Source organism: Acinetobacter sp. GW821-FHT01C12 (genome assembly GCF_059422625.1).
In genome coordinates this window covers 785,926-803,070 of the sequence record NZ_JBWKXD010000001.1, presented here as the reverse complement: position 1 = coordinate 803,070, position 17,145 = coordinate 785,926, and the positions used below count along the sequence as shown (strand labels likewise).

The following is a 17,145-nucleotide window of genomic DNA, read 5'->3' as shown; positions in this document are numbered from 1 at the left end:
TTATACTTTAGACATCTGAATAAGTCCTTTTTAAAACCATAGATCAACATAAAATCCTCCTCATCCTAGCTTTCTCCCAAAGCGAGAAGGAACTTTCAATATCAATCTGATTCACTCAACATGATCATTTTTTTGATTTATGAAAGATCTTTTTTAAGAACTACATGGGTATAAATATATTAGAAAATATAAGAATAGAAGGGGAAAATAACTAAAAATTGTTTTTTTATTGGCATTAAATCTCAAAATAGTAGAAATTTCAAAAGAATAGTAGTTGATTTTCAACCTAAGATTGAATTAGTATATCTATAAAATACGATATAGTGAATCGTAACTTAAGCACCAATGTCTGGATAACTGGTCTTTCTGATAAGTTAAAGAGTATTTGATTGGGGAGATACGAGATTCTTTATCTGGTTATGACTAGTGATTTAGGAAAGAAGGGATATGCACAAATTTTCAAAAATTGAGCTGGTAACAAATCATTTAACTAAAACACTAGAGGATTATCTCAAATTAAAAATGAGCTGTGATGGGGTATATACACATACTACAAAAAAAGAAGATGAAAATTATAAAATTGAAGTTGTTATTGATCCACCAAGTGATGTTTTAGAAACCTTTAAGAATATAGCACATGATATTAAAGATTATTTAGATGCTATTGATTATAAAGGAAAATTTGAGTTTAAATTTATTGTGTAGCGATATATAAACTACATGCAATAAGTCATATTTTCATTGAACTAAACTTCGTGTGTTTTTTACTCATTTTTATGATTTATACCCACAAGACCAGCTCTTTGTGGGTATTTTTTACATCATTTTAAAATAAATGCCAATAACTACCAAGTTTCATATCCCATTCTTTGGGTTCAATAACCATTCTTCCAGCATTAGGTGTTAGGGTTATTTCACTGAAATAGATATTATTTTTTGATATCAAAAAATCTATTCGACTATAACCATATTTCAGGCAGAGCGTTTGTGATAACTCAATTAAGATGCTTAGCCGAGCTGGTTTTTTTAAATATGCAGGGCTATTGCTTTTTAAATCAACTGTAAATGGTTGGAGTGTCCACGAAGTATCGTAAATATTTGAATATTCATTTTTGAGACTATCTTGTACATCGACTTCGATAAATTTGGGTTGACCTTCAAAGCAATGGACTCTACATGTGGTAATGGTTAATTTAGTTTCTTGGTCAATCAATAATTCAACATATTGCTCAGCTAAAATTGATGGCTTAATATTTTTGTAATGCCATTCTCTTTTCCTGAAATACATATTTTGCTTTAAATGATGTGTTAATTTGTTTTCCGCATTTCTTTGATCAAATTGACACTTATCATTGCAGACGATTGCGCTGCCGCTATCATGATTGCATTTCAAAACAAATCTATCGGGCAGTCGACTAAAGTCAATTTCATTGAATGATTGGTATACACCGATCAATGGGACCAGATGAGAAGAACAAATTTTATTGCTGATCACTTCTCTTACAGCCAATTTATCAGCCAATAAGGTATGCAATGGATCTCTTTCAAAAATCATTCTTGCTGTAACTTTTTCATTAAAACTTTTGGGTTGATCAAAATTGGGAATATAGCCAAGTTTATTAATAAAACGTTTGGTTAAATATTGCTTATCTGAGACAAAATATGCTCTTATAACTTTTGCAAAATAGGTGAGATTGTCAATCATTTATCAAAACCCAATTAATGATCGTATAAGTATAAATAACCAAAGCTTAAAAAATTTTTAAAAAGCCAATGACTTTATGTATGAGTATTATAGTAATAGGCTTATTACTTTGAATATTTCATACTTACTTTCACTTACGGGGTTATTGGAAAATCTTATTAGGCTACGTTTTTGAATTATAAATTATTATATTTAATCAATATGTTGAATCCAGTTTTTATATGTGTGATATGACATATTTGAATCAAGCGCGTGGTTATTGTAATCCATGAAAATTTAAGCTTTAGATCGCTTAGGCCGACAATCCTTAGGTGATTTGCTAAGGATTTAAGCAGTCTGTTACATAAAATTTACGATACATATATGAAGCTTTACCAAAAGGTAAAATATTTTCTTGAATCTTAATATGAATTGTGTAAAATTTAACCAGTGAAGAAGGTTGTGCTTTTCACTTTGACTTGGTATTTAAGTCTTTAATAAACCCACCTATTTTTAGGTGGGTTTATTAATTTTATCCTGATCAATAAATGATAGGTATCTGGCTTCTATCTAAAAGCATAAAAATGATTTAAAAAATGAATACTTAAGCTTTATTTAAAGAATATTGAGGATTTAATGTGATTTTAAGCACACTTTTAATAAATATGAATGAATTCATATTTGAAATAGCTACTGTAAACGGATGTTCTGCTTTCTAACTTAACATCATTGCAGTTCAAATAATGTACTATTTGATCTAATAATGTGGTCTTTTATTGTTTTGCTTAAAATCTATACGAAGGTATGGGTTGTTTATTTATAAATTTGATGTAAATTCAGAACAACATCTTTAAAATTAATTCTTATGAATATTTGTATAGGCGGTCCCTGGCATGGAAGTAAGTTGTTAGGAAATGATAATAAAAAGTCTTTTAAAGTAAAAGGCAAATTACCTAATTCAACAACAAACTATTTTAAAAGAAAGATTCAGTTTAAAAACGTATTTTATATTTTTTGGGTATCTGATGAACTGATGTTATTAGATGAGAATGAAATTATTAAAAATTTTTTACTTAAAAAATTAAATATTATTGTTTAAATAAACTTCATATAAATGAAAGATGCTAAGGCGTCTTTTTTTTATATTTTTGCATTTTGCCTTGCTGCATTTCGGTTACAGTGAAATGGTGATTATTTTGGATAATCCATGATTTTTTTATTTTGATTGTTTGATAATTTATTTTAACAAATGGTAAAAAATATATTTTAAGTTGCTTAAATTGTTTGATATTTTACATAATTTATTGTATAAAAAAGAAACAACAATAAAATGAGGGTGAAATCATGATAGACAAATCAATAAACATCGTTTTTTTCTTTTCCGTATTTATTGCCTTAACTTTACTGGTACACCTGTTGGGAAATGTACCAACAGGCGTATGGTTTCCAAAATAAAACTGCTCAATAGAAAAGCTCATCTTGAGATGGGCTTCTTACTTTATGGAGGGATTGATTTTGATCCAGTTATTAAAATGTATGTTTGGCTTTCATCGGGTGATTGATACGCATTATTGTAAAGACGGAGAGTTGGCGGTGTGTCATCATTGTCTAAAAGTTGTTAAAAAATAATCATATAAATGAAATGACATGGAATACATGATATTTCAATTTCTATACTCAATTCAAAGTTAAGCTGTTCATAATATTTTTTTACTTTGTGAGTGTGAGTTTTTAAATGCCAATACCTAAAATGAATGAGACTAAAACAGATTCCAATCAAGCGCCATATTTTTCAATTGAGCAGCTTAAAAGATTTTTGAAAACACAAATTAGATTAAAAGCCGATGAAGGAGAGTTATTTGTAAGTGAATACATCACTACAGATTTCGCACAACATGACATCGTTAATCTGGGTGAAGAATTTAAGAAAGCAGGCTATAAGGTGAGGATCAAAAATGCTGGTAAAGAAAAAATATTTTCTGTTTTTTGGAATTAAAGCACTGTAAGTTTTAATGTCTCCTGAAGGAAATAACCATAACTTTATTCCACCACCTAAACGAACCAAGTTTTACTTTTTGATAGGGTTTAATTTTTTCAATCAAGACAGTCCCAACGATGAAAATCATTTCAATAGTCTGTCTCGTTTTATTGTGGGTTGAATCATATGTCGAAAATAAGATACATATCAACAAGATCAATCTAAGACTCTGCATTTGCAGGATCAAATCAGTGAATTGATGTCAGCTATTGGCCGCGTAGAGGCAATATGGCATAGTTCTGCTATCGTGATGTAGTCAACTGAATAGCCCCTGAATTCACTGTGGAATTCTTATGCGAGGCTTATGGGAGAACAAAGTGAATAATTTAGAAAATCAAGATCTAGAACAGCAATCTCAACCAGAACAAAAAGATTCTAGCGTAATGAATGATATCGTGAATTCGATCAATCCTTTGGATGCTGTTGATCTGATCTTGGAAACAGGTCGGTTGATTGTGAATACGAGTAAAGATATTGTTTCTGACATTACCAACAACATTGATATTGATATAAGTCTTTAAAATCAATTCGCAAATGCACCCATCAAAAGTTGGGGCTTTAATTTATATGATTGAACTTTTTGTATATGACATTCAAATCAATGATGAACAAAATTCTTTTGGTATTTTTTATATTGAATTCGAAATTTAGCTTTGCTGATCCAATAAAACCAACTTTTCTTGAAGAAAAATTAGATATTAAAAAGTTTAAAAAAGAGCTAGATGATAAACATACATCTAAAATAAAAAAGTCGCTTTTTCTTGTAAAAAGAGAGCCAAAATTGGACCAGCCTAGATATAAAGCAGTGATGCTAAGAGTCGCTAAGGATAGGCAGGAGAATTCTTTTAAATATATGAAAATGATAAATTATGTAGACTGTGATAAAAATAAGATCTATACATATTTGTCATTTTATGATGAAAATGGCATTACACATGGTATTGGTTCATCTAATGACGATCTTGCAGATGATAGCCCATTAAGAAAACAAGTCTGTATCATTGAATGATGGTGAATAGTTGAAGAAGTATGCTTATTTTATGATTTAAAATTGACACATTTCACGTTATTTAGTAAAACTGTGATTGTTAATTCATTATAGTGAATAAACATACAATAATCCTTAATCAGCGCAAAATTAAGGGGAAGCCTCACAGTTATGTGAGGCTTTTTTATTCGAACAACTTATTCCAAAACAGTGTTCGAAATCGCTCGTGAGTAGTTGTTTGTGACTTTGTTTAAAACTAATAGAGATCATGCTCAGCTTTAAAGCGTTCCAGATTCCGAAGTGCGTCTTGATAACGTGAGCGTACTTGACTGCTATTGCTTCGGAGGTCAGATAATTTCTTTTTATAGTCATCACGATCTTTGGTAGAGAGGTCTTTACTATCTAACTTTCCAAGATAGTAATCTAGGTTATTTTGTGAGGTATTAAATTCTGAATTCGCATGATAAAAGTTATTGGCGACTTGATAATAATGACGTAAGGATTCACGTTTCTCTGCAGGACAAACTCGAAAATTACCGCGACCTTCTAAAGCTTCATAAAAGATATTTTCAGGTTGACAGTAAGCCCCTAAACCTTTTAGGTAACCCATTTCATAAAGATTTTGACTAGGAATAATATTGGCTTTTTTACAAGAGGAATAGTATTTATCTATGTGGGATTTATTTCCAGCAGCGCCATCTTTTTCACCAACGTTAAACCAATTTGCAGTTTTACATTGTTCAACACTCATTGCAGCACAACCGGAAAGTAAAACCGTAAAAGTAGATAAAATTACTATAAGTTTCATGAAAAATTCTTCCAAACGATTTTTGACTTACTTTAAAAAAATGATTTTATCATGACAAGATCAATAATTTCCTGATCATTAATGCTTTATCACATGAAAAGTGCATCTAAAATTTGAGATAAAAAAGTGTTTTGTGATCTTGAGTGGCGGGTAAAACTTTTGGTTAAATCGTTTGAAATATTGTTTATGCGGTAATCTAAGTAGTAGAACAGTTTGTAGCTTTAGTGTTTTAGCAACCCAACGGCACGTACCTGAGGGAAGTTTATGCTGTAGAAAAACTATCTTTTCAGATTTTATCAAATCAACTTACACAAAAATATTCGGAACTTGTTATTTAATAATAGAAGAATTCAATTAAATCATATGTATAAAAGCATATGTGTAAAAAGGATTGTATTAACCTAATTAATTGATAATTTGTTTATTTTTAGTGATTAGGACGAGGAGCTTTGAAAATATATGTTATCTGTATTTTTTATTTTTAGATATTTTTCTTGAATTAATAATATAAATTATGTAGAAATACAAATATTAATTATTAGAAAAATTAATTAAAGGTAAAGAATGGCAACACCATATATAACAATTGGTTGTCCTACTACTGGTGGTGGGAAAGTTTTAACTGGTAATTCTGCATTTTTGGTTGAAGGAATTCCTATAGCCTGTGTAGGTGATAAAGCTTCTTGTCCAAAGCATAAAGTTGTAGCGACAATAGTCACTGGTGATCCGCACGTGAACGTTTTCGGGAAGTCTGCTGCAAGGGCAAATGATTTACTATCATGTGGTTGTAAATTACTACCTAAACAGAATTTAGTTGTTGGTGATAATGGTGGTGGCTTAGGCAGTTTTTCTAACTTTTTACCGAATAATAGTACAAAAAACGTTGAAGAAAGTTTTTTTAATAATAAGAGTGCTGATCATGATACTCAAATTCAATTTTAAACTGTAAAAGGAGAACCTTTTGCAAATATTAAATATGAATTAAAGCTAGCTGATGGGACTACGAGAAGTGGTATAACAGATGCGGCAGGGAAAACGGCAAGAATTGAAACTGTTGGATCTGTTAAAATAACGAAAGTTACATTCGATGATGAGGAAGAAAATCCACTTATTCCAAAGAAAAGGAGTGAACTTGATTTTACGACAAATACCGAGGCTTTTGGGAGTTCATTAGAGACATGTATATTAGAGATTTCGAAAAGACCTTTAACAAAGGGCGAAGTCAGTATTGCAGAAAAAGTGTTTAAGGGAAGTGTCGATTATTCAAAAATATTTATTCATAATGAAGAATATCTTTGGTTAGGTCTACAACCAAATAATGCAGCAATGACACCTAATGGTCAAATGTACTATGCTATAGAAGTGTATGTGGATGATTATTCGGTTGATCCCAATTTTATGCATTTATTTATTCATGAAATGGGGCATGTTTGGCAATATCAATTAGGTTACCCTGTAAAAAGAAAAGGATTGCTTTTACATCCAAAAAGTCTGTGGGGATTATTATATAATCCATATGATTATAGTTTAGATGCTAGTCGAAAATTATGTGATTACAATATGCAACAGCAACCAGATATTATTGCTGATTATGCGATGTTATATATTTTTCAAATTGGAGTTTATGGTAAAAATTACCCTCAAAGTGCCTTCCTATTGACCTTGTCTGAGTTTCTAAAGGATCCTAGTGATGTTAGCAATCTTCCAAAGAAATAATCTAAGATTAGTTTTATTTACGTTTTTATTGAGCTTAACAGTTACAAGTAACGCAATCGCTGATCGGGTTGGTGATGGTCCTGTAATCGTGACTACAAAAAACAATAACTTATGTTTCGCAGTTGATAAATACAAGCCTAAAGGGTCAATCTTTCAGAGTAGAAGTATTGCCCGTAAAGGTTTAGCGTTACAAAGTATTGGTGTTTTGAAATACCAAGGTGATGCTATTTGGAGCATCTATGTGCCTACTCAAAATATAGGAAACGAATTCATTTTAAAATCAGAACAATGTTTGGAGTATGGCATTATTTTAAAAAACTATAAAACCTTTAAAGAAACTAAGAGTTTGTCTACAGGAAAATTTACTGTTGTTATTTCTGGGATCGACCTTCAAGAGAACAGAACTGCTAAATTCTTAACTTCATTTAATTTAAAAATAACGGATGGACAGTTAAATTTAATAGATTGATAATTTGTTCAGATTTTTCTAAAAATAGGATTTTTCATCTAACGCTATAAAAATAAAGTGGATTAAAGCAAGACTACAAATCCAAAACATAGACAATCATTGAGCTCAGTGCAGTGACGATTACACAGAAATTTATAGTTACTTATTTAATTTCATAAAACTTATATACTATGATTTTATAGTTAAATTTACATTGATCTTTAAAGTGGCTTAATTCTAATGTTTGGGAAGATCGTTTTTGCTGTATCGGTAGTCTTATCCATAGTTTTTTTGGTTCTAGGTTTAACGGAAGCTATTGTTGAGTTTATCGTTATTGGATGCCTTGGTTTTATCGCATCGGGTTTGGTTTTTAAACAAATGAAAATATCATTCAAGCAGAATGACGACTAATTTTGTGGTTTTAACCAAGAGTACTTTTGGCTAATTTTTATTGTCAAAAAATGCTATGCAATCATGGTGTTGAATTTAAAAATTAATCGGATATCTTTTAACTGTAATTAGTTTTACAGATTTCTTGCTTACTTTTTCCAGTGAAAAACAGAACAAACAAAAATTATAAAAGTCGCTAAAAAATAAAGATCTAATTTTACTATAGGAATGTAAGTACGGAGTTAAAAAGTACAAAAGCTTGATAGAGCCCTCATTGGAGGGCTTTTGTGTGTCAAGGTGCTGAAAAACATTAAAAAAATCACATATTATTATAATAATATAATATTTTATTATCATTTTATGATATTTTTATGTTGTTATATAGCGTTATAAATCTATATAAATCATCTTATATTGAATAAAAGGGGTAAAAAATAATGGCTAAAATTGACTTAAATCCATTGGCTGAGATTGATGGCTTCACAGCAGCAGCACTTGTAGACTATACAAGCGGATTATCACTTGCCGCTCAAGGAACGGGGATCGATTTAGAGCTTGCTGCTGCTGGAAATACGGAAGTTTTAAGAGCAAAAATTAAAACAGCAAAAGCCCTAGATTTGAAAGATACGATTGATGATGTTTTGATCACACTCGGGAAGCAGTACCATTTATTACGTCCACTTGAAAAGAATAGCGATTTATTTTTATATCTGGTATTGGACCGCCAAAAATCGAACTTAGCGATGGCAAGACATGAACTTCGAATTTTTGAAAAAGAGTTAGATTTTTCTTAAAAGCAGCAATTGGCTATTATATTGGATACGATGTAATAGCCATTTTAAATCATCAATACTAATAAAATAGAATGCATATTTAGCATATAAATATAGCCCGAATATAGGCTATATAAAGATGTTAAAACTTGAGTGAAATAGTCGACTTAAGTCTATGAATGTAAAGTTATAAATATGAATACCATAAAATAAAAAAATATCATTGAAAATCTCATAAATGTTATTAGAATTCTATTTCTAAATAAATTAAGAGATTGGGGATATGGAAAATAAAACAGCAAGATTAACTATTTTGATAGACCCGAATAAAAAGGAAGCTTTTGAAGAATTGTGCAACCGTCAGGATCTAAAGCCTTCACAAGTGGTTCGCCAACTGATTCGTGAGTATTTAGAAAAGCATGGTGTTGATTACGCGACTAAACCGACTTTACCAAAAAAGTAATATTTAAATTATCAATTTTATCAAGAAACGGGACTGTGCTTTTTAGGGGGAAAAGCGGGTCTTATTTATCTTGAATCAGAAAAATTCGAGTAAGATTGATCAAAAATGTTGTACTAATTATTGATGACTTTGATATTTATAAATTTTTAATATATTTGATTCTGTAAAGCTGACCAATTTGAGCTTGATGATATTGAGTAAAATAAGCAAAAGAGAGCTTACAAGCAGTTTTATGGCTTGTAAGCTCTCTTTTTTTGAAAAGAAAGTCTAGAAACAATATGATAAATAGATTTTTTTTAAATTTATTTTTGACAAAACTTCAGCTTAGTTTTGACTTTTATAGCGTTGTTTTTCATATGATTATGATTGAGTATTTCTCTGTTAATTGACTATAAATTAAAATTAAATAAATGATAATTATTATTATTAGCAATTGCATTTGAGGTTTTGCTCAAATACAATGCGCAACAATTCTTTCACAATTCCTCCTTAATTTGAGTTGCGTATTAACATGAATAAACAATTAAGATTTCAAACGCTGTCAATTTCCATACTCACAGCAATGTCAATTTCAGCATTTGCAAAAGATTCTTCTGAAGATGCGACAAAGTTAAAAACAATTGTGGTGACTGCGAGTAGTCAGGCTGTAGATGTTAAAGAAGCACCAGCAAGTATTAGTGTTATTACAAGTGAAGATATTGAAAAACAACCTGTCGGTAGTCTTGGAGAGTTATTAAGTAAAGTCCCCGGGGTAACGGGTGGAATTAGTCCTTCGAAGGAAGGTTCTAAGATTAAATTACGTGGTTTACCAGACAATTACACATTGATTTTAGTTGATGGCAAACGCATCGGGTCTTCAAGAGATGTCAGTTATCGTCCAAATTTAGGTCGTCAGGATTTAAACTGGATTACACCCGACATGATTGAGAGAATTGAAGTTGTTCGTGGTCCAATGTCTTCCTTATATGGCTCAGATGCCATGGGTGGTGTAATTAATATTATTACAAAGAAAATCCCCAGTGTTTGGGGAGGTAATGTCACTTTAAATTATATTCAGCCCACGACTTCTTCAGATTTAGGTACGTCTTTACAAACAGGTGTTATGGCCGCTGGCCCATTAACTGATACCTTAGGTCTGCGCTTGACAGCAGGGATGACAGAACGAGAGGCAGATAAAAAATATAAAGCAGGAAATGGGACTACAGGTTCTCAAGATCAAAACTACAATGCGATGTTGCACTATCAGCCAACAGATAAACAGTCACTCAGTTTTGAAGCAGGACACAGTATTCAAAAGAATGAAAAAGGTTCTCAAATTAACGCCACAACAGGTGCTGAACAGGAGACCAGTTGGGGCGCAAATAAATTAGAACATAATACATATAGCATATCGCATGAAGCTGAATGGGAGATTGGTAAATCCAAATTAAATGCTTATTACAATGATTATGACTCGAGTATAGGTGAGGTTACGAGCAAATCAAATGAAATGATTGTTGAAGGTAGTTTAACTATGCCATTTGAGGCAATGTTTAAGCAGGTCTTAACTGTCGGAGGCCAATGGAAAAAACAAGAATTAACCAATACTGACACGATTGGGACTCTACCAGGCGGGAGTTGGGATGGACAAGGATATAATAATCCTAAGGTAGATAATAAGAGCTGGGCATTATTTCTTGAAGACAATATTTCACTGCTTGATAATTTGACATTAACAGTAGGGAATCGTTTAGATCATGACGATAAATATGGTGCACATCATAGTCCAAGAGGTTATTTAGTGTATAGCCCCACAGATGATTTGGTAATTAAAGGCGGGATCTCAAAAGGTTTTCGTGCACCAACAGTGAAAGAATCATCTCCTGGTGGGGCAACTGAATCTGGTGGGAATGGTTGTAATGGGCTAAGAGGTAGAACTTGGTATGATGAGAATAAACAACCACATGAATATACGGGTGGTAGTTGTTTTATGACAGGTAATCCTAACCTTAAACCAGAAGAAAGTACAAACTATGAAATTGGAGTAAATTATACTGGTTTTGGTACAGACCTAGGTTTGACGTTTTTCCATACAGATTTTAAAAATAAAATTGATTACTCCCCATTAGGTTATTATTACGGTACTTGGTTTACTCGCAATGAGAATATTCAAAAAGCGGTAACGCGTGGTATAGAAATGGTTGTAAATTTCCCGATTTTAGACAATCTAAAATGGAATAATAATGCAACGTATTTCTTAAAAGCAAAAAATGAAGATACTGGTACAACTTTACTAACCACTTCAAAATTAACGGTAAATTCAGCTCTAAATTGGCAGCCAACAGATCCACTCAATGTGGAGTTGTCTGCGCAATATTTAGGTAAGCAATATTTGACCGATAAAGGTGCTACTCCTACGATGCAGAAACCACATACGATTGTAAATCTAGCAAGTAATTATCAAGTGAATGATAAATTGACTGTACGTGGTGGCTTTACTAACCTATTTGATAAAAAGCTGTCAAATGGTGGAGATAACTATTTGGTAGAACGTCAAAAAGTATTTGTAGGCGCAACCTTTAAATTTTAATCAAGTATACTGAAGTGAAAACTTACTTCAGTAATAAATCATGCGTTATAAAAACCATCTTCGGATGGTTTTTTTGTTATGTGTTTTTATTAGCAAAAGTGATTTTATTTCGATGAGTTAAGTGCTGTATATAAAATAGTAAAGCAATGATTTTCTTGATTTAAGCATTTTTATTCGCACCAAAATTTCCCCCAATATTTTTCGATAATTTTATAGTTTAATAAAATCAGTTGGTTATATATGTTTTTTATATTTAACTGGCTGTTATCAGGGTGTTTTTTGATTTAAAATTATAGTTCACTGCCATATAGGCAGCTTAGAAAACCCCATCCAATACAAAAATTTTGCAAGAAGGGTTCACTGCCATATAGGCAGCTTAGAAATTGGGCAATGTGTCACAGGCAGCTAATCAAATGTTCACTGCCATATAGCTAGTTTAACAATCAACGGAAAAACAATAGATGAGGTTTACTACTAGACCAGCAGAGGAGTTAATTTTAGTTATATTGATAACATTTGAATTTGTAGAGAAAATCACCTTTAAGCTAACTTTCTCTACATCTAACTCATTGGTTTATTTTAAGCTAAATCAATAAAGGTCTTTCATAAATCAAAAAATGATCATGTAGAGTGAATCATATTGGTATTGAAAGTTCCTTCTCCCAGTGGGAGAAGGCTAGGATGAGGGGGATTTTATCTCGATCTATGTTTTAAAATAGGCTTATGAAAGAAATCTAATGTTTAACTAATTATAAATAGACTTCAGAATTACCAATCGTATTTTAATCCCACTCTAAAATTAATCGGTGCACCGTAGTAGCTATTACCTGTTGTTAAATAATACTTTTTATCAAAAAGATTATTTATATTGAGATTGGCTGTTAATTTATTGTTTATTTTATAACGTGCCATTAAGTCAACAACACTGTATTCACTCTGGGTAAATTTATGATCTGCTGATTGAATTTCACTTTGCCAACGAATACCTCCGCCAACGGTTAGTGCTTCATTAAGATAAGGAAGTTTATAGGTTGTATAAAGTTTGGCAGTATTACTTGGAATATTAGAGTTTAATAGCTTGCTATTACGGTCTCGGCTTAAATTTCGGGCAAAGCTTGAGGAGATTTGCCAAGCATCTGTGAGTTTTCCTGTGGCTTCTAATTCAATACCGCGACTCTTGGTTCCAGATTCTGCTATATATGCTTGAGATCCATCAGGTGCTAAATGCGAGCCATCTGGCTGTTCAGGAATCGCGACCGCAAAATTATCTTCTTTATTTTCATAAATTGCTGCACTTAGATTAAGTTGATTGTCAAAAAAAGCACCTTTAATTCCAAGTTCTGTACTATTTCCCTCTAATGGGTCTATATAATCCCCAGTTCTTGTTTTTAGATCTTGTGGCGAAAATATATTTGTATAACTCGCATAAGCAGACCAATTGGGGGTGAGATCATAAACTAAGCCAAGATAAGGAATGAGTTTATTTTCTTCTTTTCGGGTTGTGACTGTAATTTTATTTTCTTTATAGTCATTATCTTCTTTTTTTAACTTCCAATTTTCTAAGCGTGATCCCAACAACAGTGCTAAATCATCACTTAATTTAAACCGAGCTGCGGTATAAAATGATGAACTTGTATTATTTTCTTTGGTCCATCCTACGGCAGGATTATTTGGACGTGCAGGCGTATTCCCATCCCATTTATATATATTATCAATATTTCCACTCCAACCATCAATCCACCAATTGGTAAAGTACGGCTGGCTATTTTCACTTCTGGTTAATGTTGAACCAAAGATCACATCATGGGTTTGATTAAATAAATCAAATGAGCCGTTTAAGCTGACATTAAACAAGTCTTGAATTGGTTTATAAGCCCAGTGAGTAGAATAAATCGAAACCCCACTACCAGTTTCTTTGTTGGGTGTTCCACCACTTGCATAGCCAACTAATTCATCTGAGTCCGTAATGATACGTGCTAATGAAGCCTTTAATTTCCAGTTATCATTAAATTGATGATTGACATCGGCAAAGAGTGAAGTGGTTGTTCGATCTGAGTAAGACCAACTGGGTGCTGCTGAATCTGATCGCGACCAGTTTGTTCGTGTCCCATCACTATAAAAAGCAGGCAAACCACCACGAGCTTGTCCAGTAATATAAATTTGTTGATAGCTTAAGCCTAGACTTGCTTGAGTCTTATCTGACAAATCAGTGTCAACAACCGCATAGGCCACTTTGCGTTCTTCATTGAAGCGGTCTATGTATGAGTCCGAGTTCTGATAAGCAACGACAGCACGTCCACGAAGCGTACCTGATTGATTAAGAGGTGTTGAGATATCGCCATCGAAACGGTATGAATCCCATGAGCTAAGATCTGTACTGATTGATGCTTTAAAATCTTGTAATGGTTTTTTCCGAACCATATTAATACTGGCGCTGGCGGAACCTGCACCAGTCATTAAACCTGTCGCACCTCGTACCACTTCAATTCTATCGAAAAGTGCAGTGTCTTGGCTTTGAAAAATAGAAGAGTAGGTACTTAGGAGTTTTACACCATCAAGTAAATAGCTATCTACACTTTTACCGCGTGAATAAATTGGTGAAGTATCGGAACCTACATTTCCAGACTGGCTAACGGTTAATCCTGCAACTTGGTTTGCAACATCAGTCAGTTGTGTAAGGTTTTGATCTTGCATTCTTTGCTGGGTCATGACACTAACTGATTGCGGTGTTTCTTTTAGGCTGAGTGCTAAGCCTGTTGATGCGGTAGTAGCTTTAGCGGTATATAAACCAGAGCCTTCGGTTGTAAGGCTATTGGTATTATTGGCAGATACAGTGATGGTAGGAAGCTGAGTAGAGTTTTGTTCTTGGCCATCAGATGGATTCGGTGCTGCAAATACAGATCCATGTATTAAATAAATAGATCCGCCCCAAAGTGCAGTTCGAATTGCAATTGCTAATGCATGTTTGCTTTGATGTTCCTTCATTAGATTCTCGTATGAGTCATATTCATCTACTTAGTCGTTTTTATTTTAAAAAAAGCTCATTTTTTTATGATTTAAATGAGGGATATCGTTGGATGTAACAACAATAGCGAGCAGGCGCGAATAGGGAAGAGGGTTATAACTATCTGTATGATCAATAGATCGATGTCATGAAAGTTCGAGATGGATTTTTAAATATACTTAATCGGCTTTATCTATTTATTTTTATTGAATCGTTTGTTTTATAAGTAAAAAAATTATGAGTTAAATGTCGTAGTATAAATACTAGAACAGGCTAAAAAAGCTTGTTTCATATCTCGTTTTACTGTGGCTTCAGAAATATTAAGTTTTTCACCGATTGCACGGTAAGTCATATCTTCCATTTGTGATAATAAAAAAACCTGTGCGACGCGTTCGGGTAGCTTTTCTAGCGTTTGTTGAACTTGATAGACACTTTCTCGAATACATATTTCATGTTCTACAGATGGATAGCCATCCTGTGGTGTATGTATTAGTGCATCTAGATATAAGTGTTCAACTTGTTGGTGGCGCCAATGATCAATAATCACATGTTTCGCAATTCCCAATAACCATGCTTTGGGTTCTTTAATATTTTCAAAACAGTAGTTACTTTTTAATGCACGATAAAAAACTTCCTGACTAAGATCTTCAGAGTGGTGATGGTTGTGAAGTTTATGTTTGAACCACAAAAGTAAAGTATTTTGATGGTCTTGATAAATATGATCAAACCATTGCTGCTTTTGTACGTTCAAATTCATAAGCGTTGCCTGTTAGAAAAGCCAACAACATGGAGTTTATTGATTAAAGGGAGGTGTTGAAAATAATGATAGTGATAATGATTATTAAATGCAATAATAAGAATTACAAAATGCAACATGATAATTAGCGAACTAAAAGACTATTTCTTCTTGATTATTAATGAGATGGGTGGTTGGTAATTGTGACATTTCACATTATTATCTAATTGATAAATGATAAATAACTTTGAAATTTCACTTTATTTATTTCGCAATTGTAAATTTTGATCGTTCTGCGACTGTATGAATAAGAGTTTTTATGAGTAAGCCATCTGTAAATGTAAACCCAAAAAAAAGTTTTATTGGCCGTAAGTTTAAATATTTAATTGGATTTATGCTGCTGATTATTTTCGGACTAGCAGGCTTCTATTGGAAAAAAACCTCATCCAAACCCGCAGAGGAATATAGCCAATGGAGTAAACCTGTACCCGTGCGAACTGTACCAGTACAACGACAAGATTTACAGATTGAAATCAAAGCAATTGGTACAGTCATTCCTACGCATACTGTGAATGTACAAAGTCAGGTTGCTGGGGTTTTACAGCAGATTTATTTTAAAGAAGGGCAAACCGTAAAAAAAGGTCAGCTCCTTGCACAAATTGATCCAGCACCGTTTCAGGTCGCACTTGCACAGGCTGAAGGAACACGGCAGCAGAATTTAGCACAGTTGCACAATGCTGAAACAGAGTTGCAGCGTTATCAATTATTGTTTAAACAAGATTCGATTGCGAAACAACAAGTAGAACAGCAACTGGCGCTGGTCAACCAGCTTAAAGGTCAAATACAGGCGAACAAGGCGCAAGTAGATGCTGCAAAACTACAGCTGTCTTATACTAAAATTTATGCACCTATTGATGGGCGGGTTGGATTTAGACAGAAAGATGCTGGCAACCTTATTCAAGCCAATGAAAGTGCTGGTTTAGTCAGTATTACTCAAGTTCATCCAATTTTTGTGCAATTTGCAGTAGCAGAAAACCATTTAGTAAATCTGCGTCAATCCTTAAAAAATGGCGATAAGGTGTTGGCAAGTGCTTGGGATAAAACAGAACAAAAACAACTTGCGCTAGGGCATGTACAAGCAATAGATAATCAGATTGATATCAGTACTGGAACTTTAAAAATAAAAGCAATTTTTACAAATCAGGATGATGCTTTATTTCCAAATCAGTTTGTCAATGTGCGTTTAAAGACTCAAACCATTCAAAATGCAATCAGTATCCCGAGTGATGCTGTACAACATGGTGCAAAAGGCAGCTATGTTTATATCATCAATCCGCAAAACAAAGCCGAAATTCGCATGTTAAAACTGGGGATGACCTCCAATGGTCAAATTGAAGTTTTAGACGGATTAAAGGGGAGCGAAAAAGTAGTACTTGAAGGAATAGATCGTCTTTCGGAAGGCAAAGAAGTTCAAATTGTTGCAGAAAATCAACAGCCAATTTCTACGGCCAAGCCAACTGCTGGATAA

Annotated in this window: 16 protein-coding genes; 12 read left to right on the top strand and 4 right to left on the bottom strand. The window is 32.8% G+C overall.

Annotation, left to right across the window (positions count from 1 at the left end; genetic code table 11):
* Positions 1–447 precede the first annotated feature (447 nt).
* Complete coding sequence (locus AC07WY_RS03960) at positions 448–705, top strand: hypothetical protein (RefSeq protein WP_262085793.1); 258 nt, start codon at positions 448–450, stop codon at positions 703–705.
* 121 nt (positions 706–826) lie between these two features.
* On the opposite strand, the gene AC07WY_RS03955 is transcribed toward AC07WY_RS03960, so the two are convergent.
* Positions 827–1,705, bottom strand: coding sequence for an ATP-grasp fold amidoligase family protein (locus AC07WY_RS03955; protein WP_262085794.1), 879 nt, complete (start codon positions 1,703–1,705; stop codon positions 827–829).
* Between the two features lie 883 nt (positions 1,706–2,588).
* Here AC07WY_RS03955 and AC07WY_RS03950 point away from each other — a divergent pair.
* The 4 genes from AC07WY_RS03950 (at position 2,589) to AC07WY_RS03935 (ending at position 4,731) form a co-directional block, all read left to right on the top strand.
* Positions 2,589–2,783 (top strand): hypothetical protein, encoded by a 195-nt coding sequence (locus AC07WY_RS03950; RefSeq protein WP_016539065.1) that lies wholly within the window; start codon positions 2,589–2,591, stop codon positions 2,781–2,783.
* Between the two features lie 636 nt (positions 2,784–3,419).
* Positions 3,420–3,680 carry a hypothetical protein gene (locus tag AC07WY_RS03945; protein WP_224965320.1) on the top strand — a complete coding sequence of 87 codons (261 nt, stop codon included), beginning with the start codon at positions 3,420–3,422 and terminating at the stop codon, positions 3,678–3,680.
* A 359-nt stretch (positions 3,681–4,039) separates the two neighbouring features.
* The gene (locus AC07WY_RS03940) at positions 4,040–4,243 is read left to right on the top strand and encodes a hypothetical protein (RefSeq protein WP_262085795.1); all 204 of its coding nucleotides are present in this window, start codon (positions 4,040–4,042) and stop codon (positions 4,241–4,243) included.
* 80 nt (positions 4,244–4,323) lie between these two features.
* Positions 4,324–4,731 carry a hypothetical protein gene (locus AC07WY_RS03935; protein WP_262085796.1) on the top strand — a complete coding sequence of 136 codons (408 nt, stop codon included), beginning with the start codon at positions 4,324–4,326 and terminating at the stop codon, positions 4,729–4,731.
* Between the two features lie 235 nt (positions 4,732–4,966).
* Here the strand turns inward: AC07WY_RS03935 and AC07WY_RS03930 are convergent, their stop codons facing one another.
* Positions 4,967–5,518, bottom strand: a complete 552-nt coding sequence (locus AC07WY_RS03930) for a DUF2799 domain-containing protein (protein WP_262779849.1) — start codon at positions 5,516–5,518, stop codon at positions 4,967–4,969.
* 564 nt (positions 5,519–6,082) lie between these two features.
* Here AC07WY_RS03930 and AC07WY_RS03925 point away from each other — a divergent pair.
* The 6 genes from AC07WY_RS03925 to AC07WY_RS03900 all read left to right on the top strand — a co-directional run bounded on the left by AC07WY_RS03925 (position 6,083) and on the right by AC07WY_RS03900 (position 11,877).
* Entirely contained in the window at positions 6,083–6,460 is a 378-nt protein-coding gene (locus tag AC07WY_RS03925) for a PAAR domain-containing protein (RefSeq protein ID WP_419333941.1), read from the top strand.
* A 297-nt stretch (positions 6,461–6,757) separates the two neighbouring features.
* Positions 6,758–7,234 (top strand): hypothetical protein, encoded by a 477-nt coding sequence (locus AC07WY_RS03920; protein WP_419333943.1) that lies wholly within the window; start codon positions 6,758–6,760, stop codon positions 7,232–7,234.
* The gene (locus tag AC07WY_RS03915; protein ID WP_419333944.1) at positions 7,209–7,703 is read left to right on the top strand and encodes a hypothetical protein; all 495 of its coding nucleotides are present in this window, start codon (positions 7,209–7,211) and stop codon (positions 7,701–7,703) included. The genes AC07WY_RS03920 and AC07WY_RS03915 overlap by 26 nt, the downstream gene beginning before the upstream one ends.
* Before the next feature lie 806 nt (positions 7,704–8,509).
* On the top strand, positions 8,510–8,866 hold the full coding sequence (locus AC07WY_RS03910; RefSeq protein WP_004721210.1) for a hypothetical protein: 357 nt from the start codon (positions 8,510–8,512) through the stop codon (positions 8,864–8,866).
* Between the two features lie 262 nt (positions 8,867–9,128).
* Positions 9,129–9,308 carry a ribbon-helix-helix protein, CopG family gene (locus AC07WY_RS03905; RefSeq protein WP_004721206.1) on the top strand — a complete coding sequence of 60 codons (180 nt, stop codon included), beginning with the start codon at positions 9,129–9,131 and terminating at the stop codon, positions 9,306–9,308.
* Between the two features lie 511 nt (positions 9,309–9,819).
* Entirely contained in the window at positions 9,820–11,877 is a 2,058-nt protein-coding gene (locus AC07WY_RS03900; RefSeq protein WP_494735749.1) for a TonB-dependent receptor domain-containing protein, read from the top strand.
* Between the two features lie 768 nt (positions 11,878–12,645).
* Here the strand turns inward: AC07WY_RS03900 and AC07WY_RS03895 are convergent.
* Positions 12,646–14,862, bottom strand: coding sequence for a TonB-dependent siderophore receptor (locus AC07WY_RS03895; RefSeq protein WP_419333946.1), 2,217 nt, complete (start codon positions 14,860–14,862; stop codon positions 12,646–12,648).
* 254 nt (positions 14,863–15,116) lie between these two features.
* The gene (locus AC07WY_RS03890; RefSeq protein WP_004820783.1) at positions 15,117–15,638 is read right to left on the bottom strand and encodes an RNA polymerase sigma factor; all 522 of its coding nucleotides are present in this window, start codon (positions 15,636–15,638) and stop codon (positions 15,117–15,119) included.
* 298 nt (positions 15,639–15,936) lie between these two features.
* On the opposite strand from AC07WY_RS03890, the gene AC07WY_RS03885 reads away from it, so the two are divergent.
* The gene (locus AC07WY_RS03885; protein ID WP_494735748.1) at positions 15,937–17,145 is read left to right on the top strand and encodes an efflux RND transporter periplasmic adaptor subunit; all 1,209 of its coding nucleotides are present in this window, start codon (positions 15,937–15,939) and stop codon (positions 17,143–17,145) included.

What these genes read in the sequence shown, in the direction of transcription:
- AC07WY_RS03905 (WP_004721206.1), top strand. Translation starts at nt 9,129, where the DNA reads ATGGAAAATAAAACAGCAAGATTAACTATTTTGATAGACCCGAATAAA.
- AC07WY_RS03935 (WP_262085796.1), top strand. Translation starts at nt 4,324, where the DNA reads ATGATGAACAAAATTCTTTTGGTATTTTTTATATTGAATTCGAAATTT.
- AC07WY_RS03915 (WP_419333944.1), top strand. Translation starts at nt 7,209, where the DNA reads ATGTTAGCAATCTTCCAAAGAAATAATCTAAGATTAGTTTTATTTACG.
- AC07WY_RS03895 (WP_419333946.1), bottom strand. Translation starts at nt 14,862, where the DNA reads ATGAAGGAACATCAAAGCAAACATGCATTAGCAATTGCAATTCGAACT.
- AC07WY_RS03925 (WP_419333941.1), top strand. Translation starts at nt 6,083, where the DNA reads ATGGCAACACCATATATAACAATTGGTTGTCCTACTACTGGTGGTGGG.
- AC07WY_RS03885 (WP_494735748.1), top strand. Translation starts at nt 15,937, where the DNA reads ATGAGTAAGCCATCTGTAAATGTAAACCCAAAAAAAAGTTTTATTGGC.
- AC07WY_RS03910 (WP_004721210.1), top strand. Translation starts at nt 8,510, where the DNA reads ATGGCTAAAATTGACTTAAATCCATTGGCTGAGATTGATGGCTTCACA.
- AC07WY_RS03900 (WP_494735749.1), top strand. Translation starts at nt 9,820, where the DNA reads ATGAATAAACAATTAAGATTTCAAACGCTGTCAATTTCCATACTCACA.
- AC07WY_RS03890 (WP_004820783.1), bottom strand. Translation starts at nt 15,638, where the DNA reads ATGAATTTGAACGTACAAAAGCAGCAATGGTTTGATCATATTTATCAA.
- AC07WY_RS03945 (WP_224965320.1), top strand. Translation starts at nt 3,420, where the DNA reads ATGCCAATACCTAAAATGAATGAGACTAAAACAGATTCCAATCAAGCG.
- AC07WY_RS03930 (WP_262779849.1), bottom strand. Translation starts at nt 5,518, where the DNA reads ATGAAACTTATAGTAATTTTATCTACTTTTACGGTTTTACTTTCCGGT.
- AC07WY_RS03955 (WP_262085794.1), bottom strand. Translation starts at nt 1,705, where the DNA reads ATGATTGACAATCTCACCTATTTTGCAAAAGTTATAAGAGCATATTTT.
- AC07WY_RS03960 (WP_262085793.1), top strand. Translation starts at nt 448, where the DNA reads ATGCACAAATTTTCAAAAATTGAGCTGGTAACAAATCATTTAACTAAA.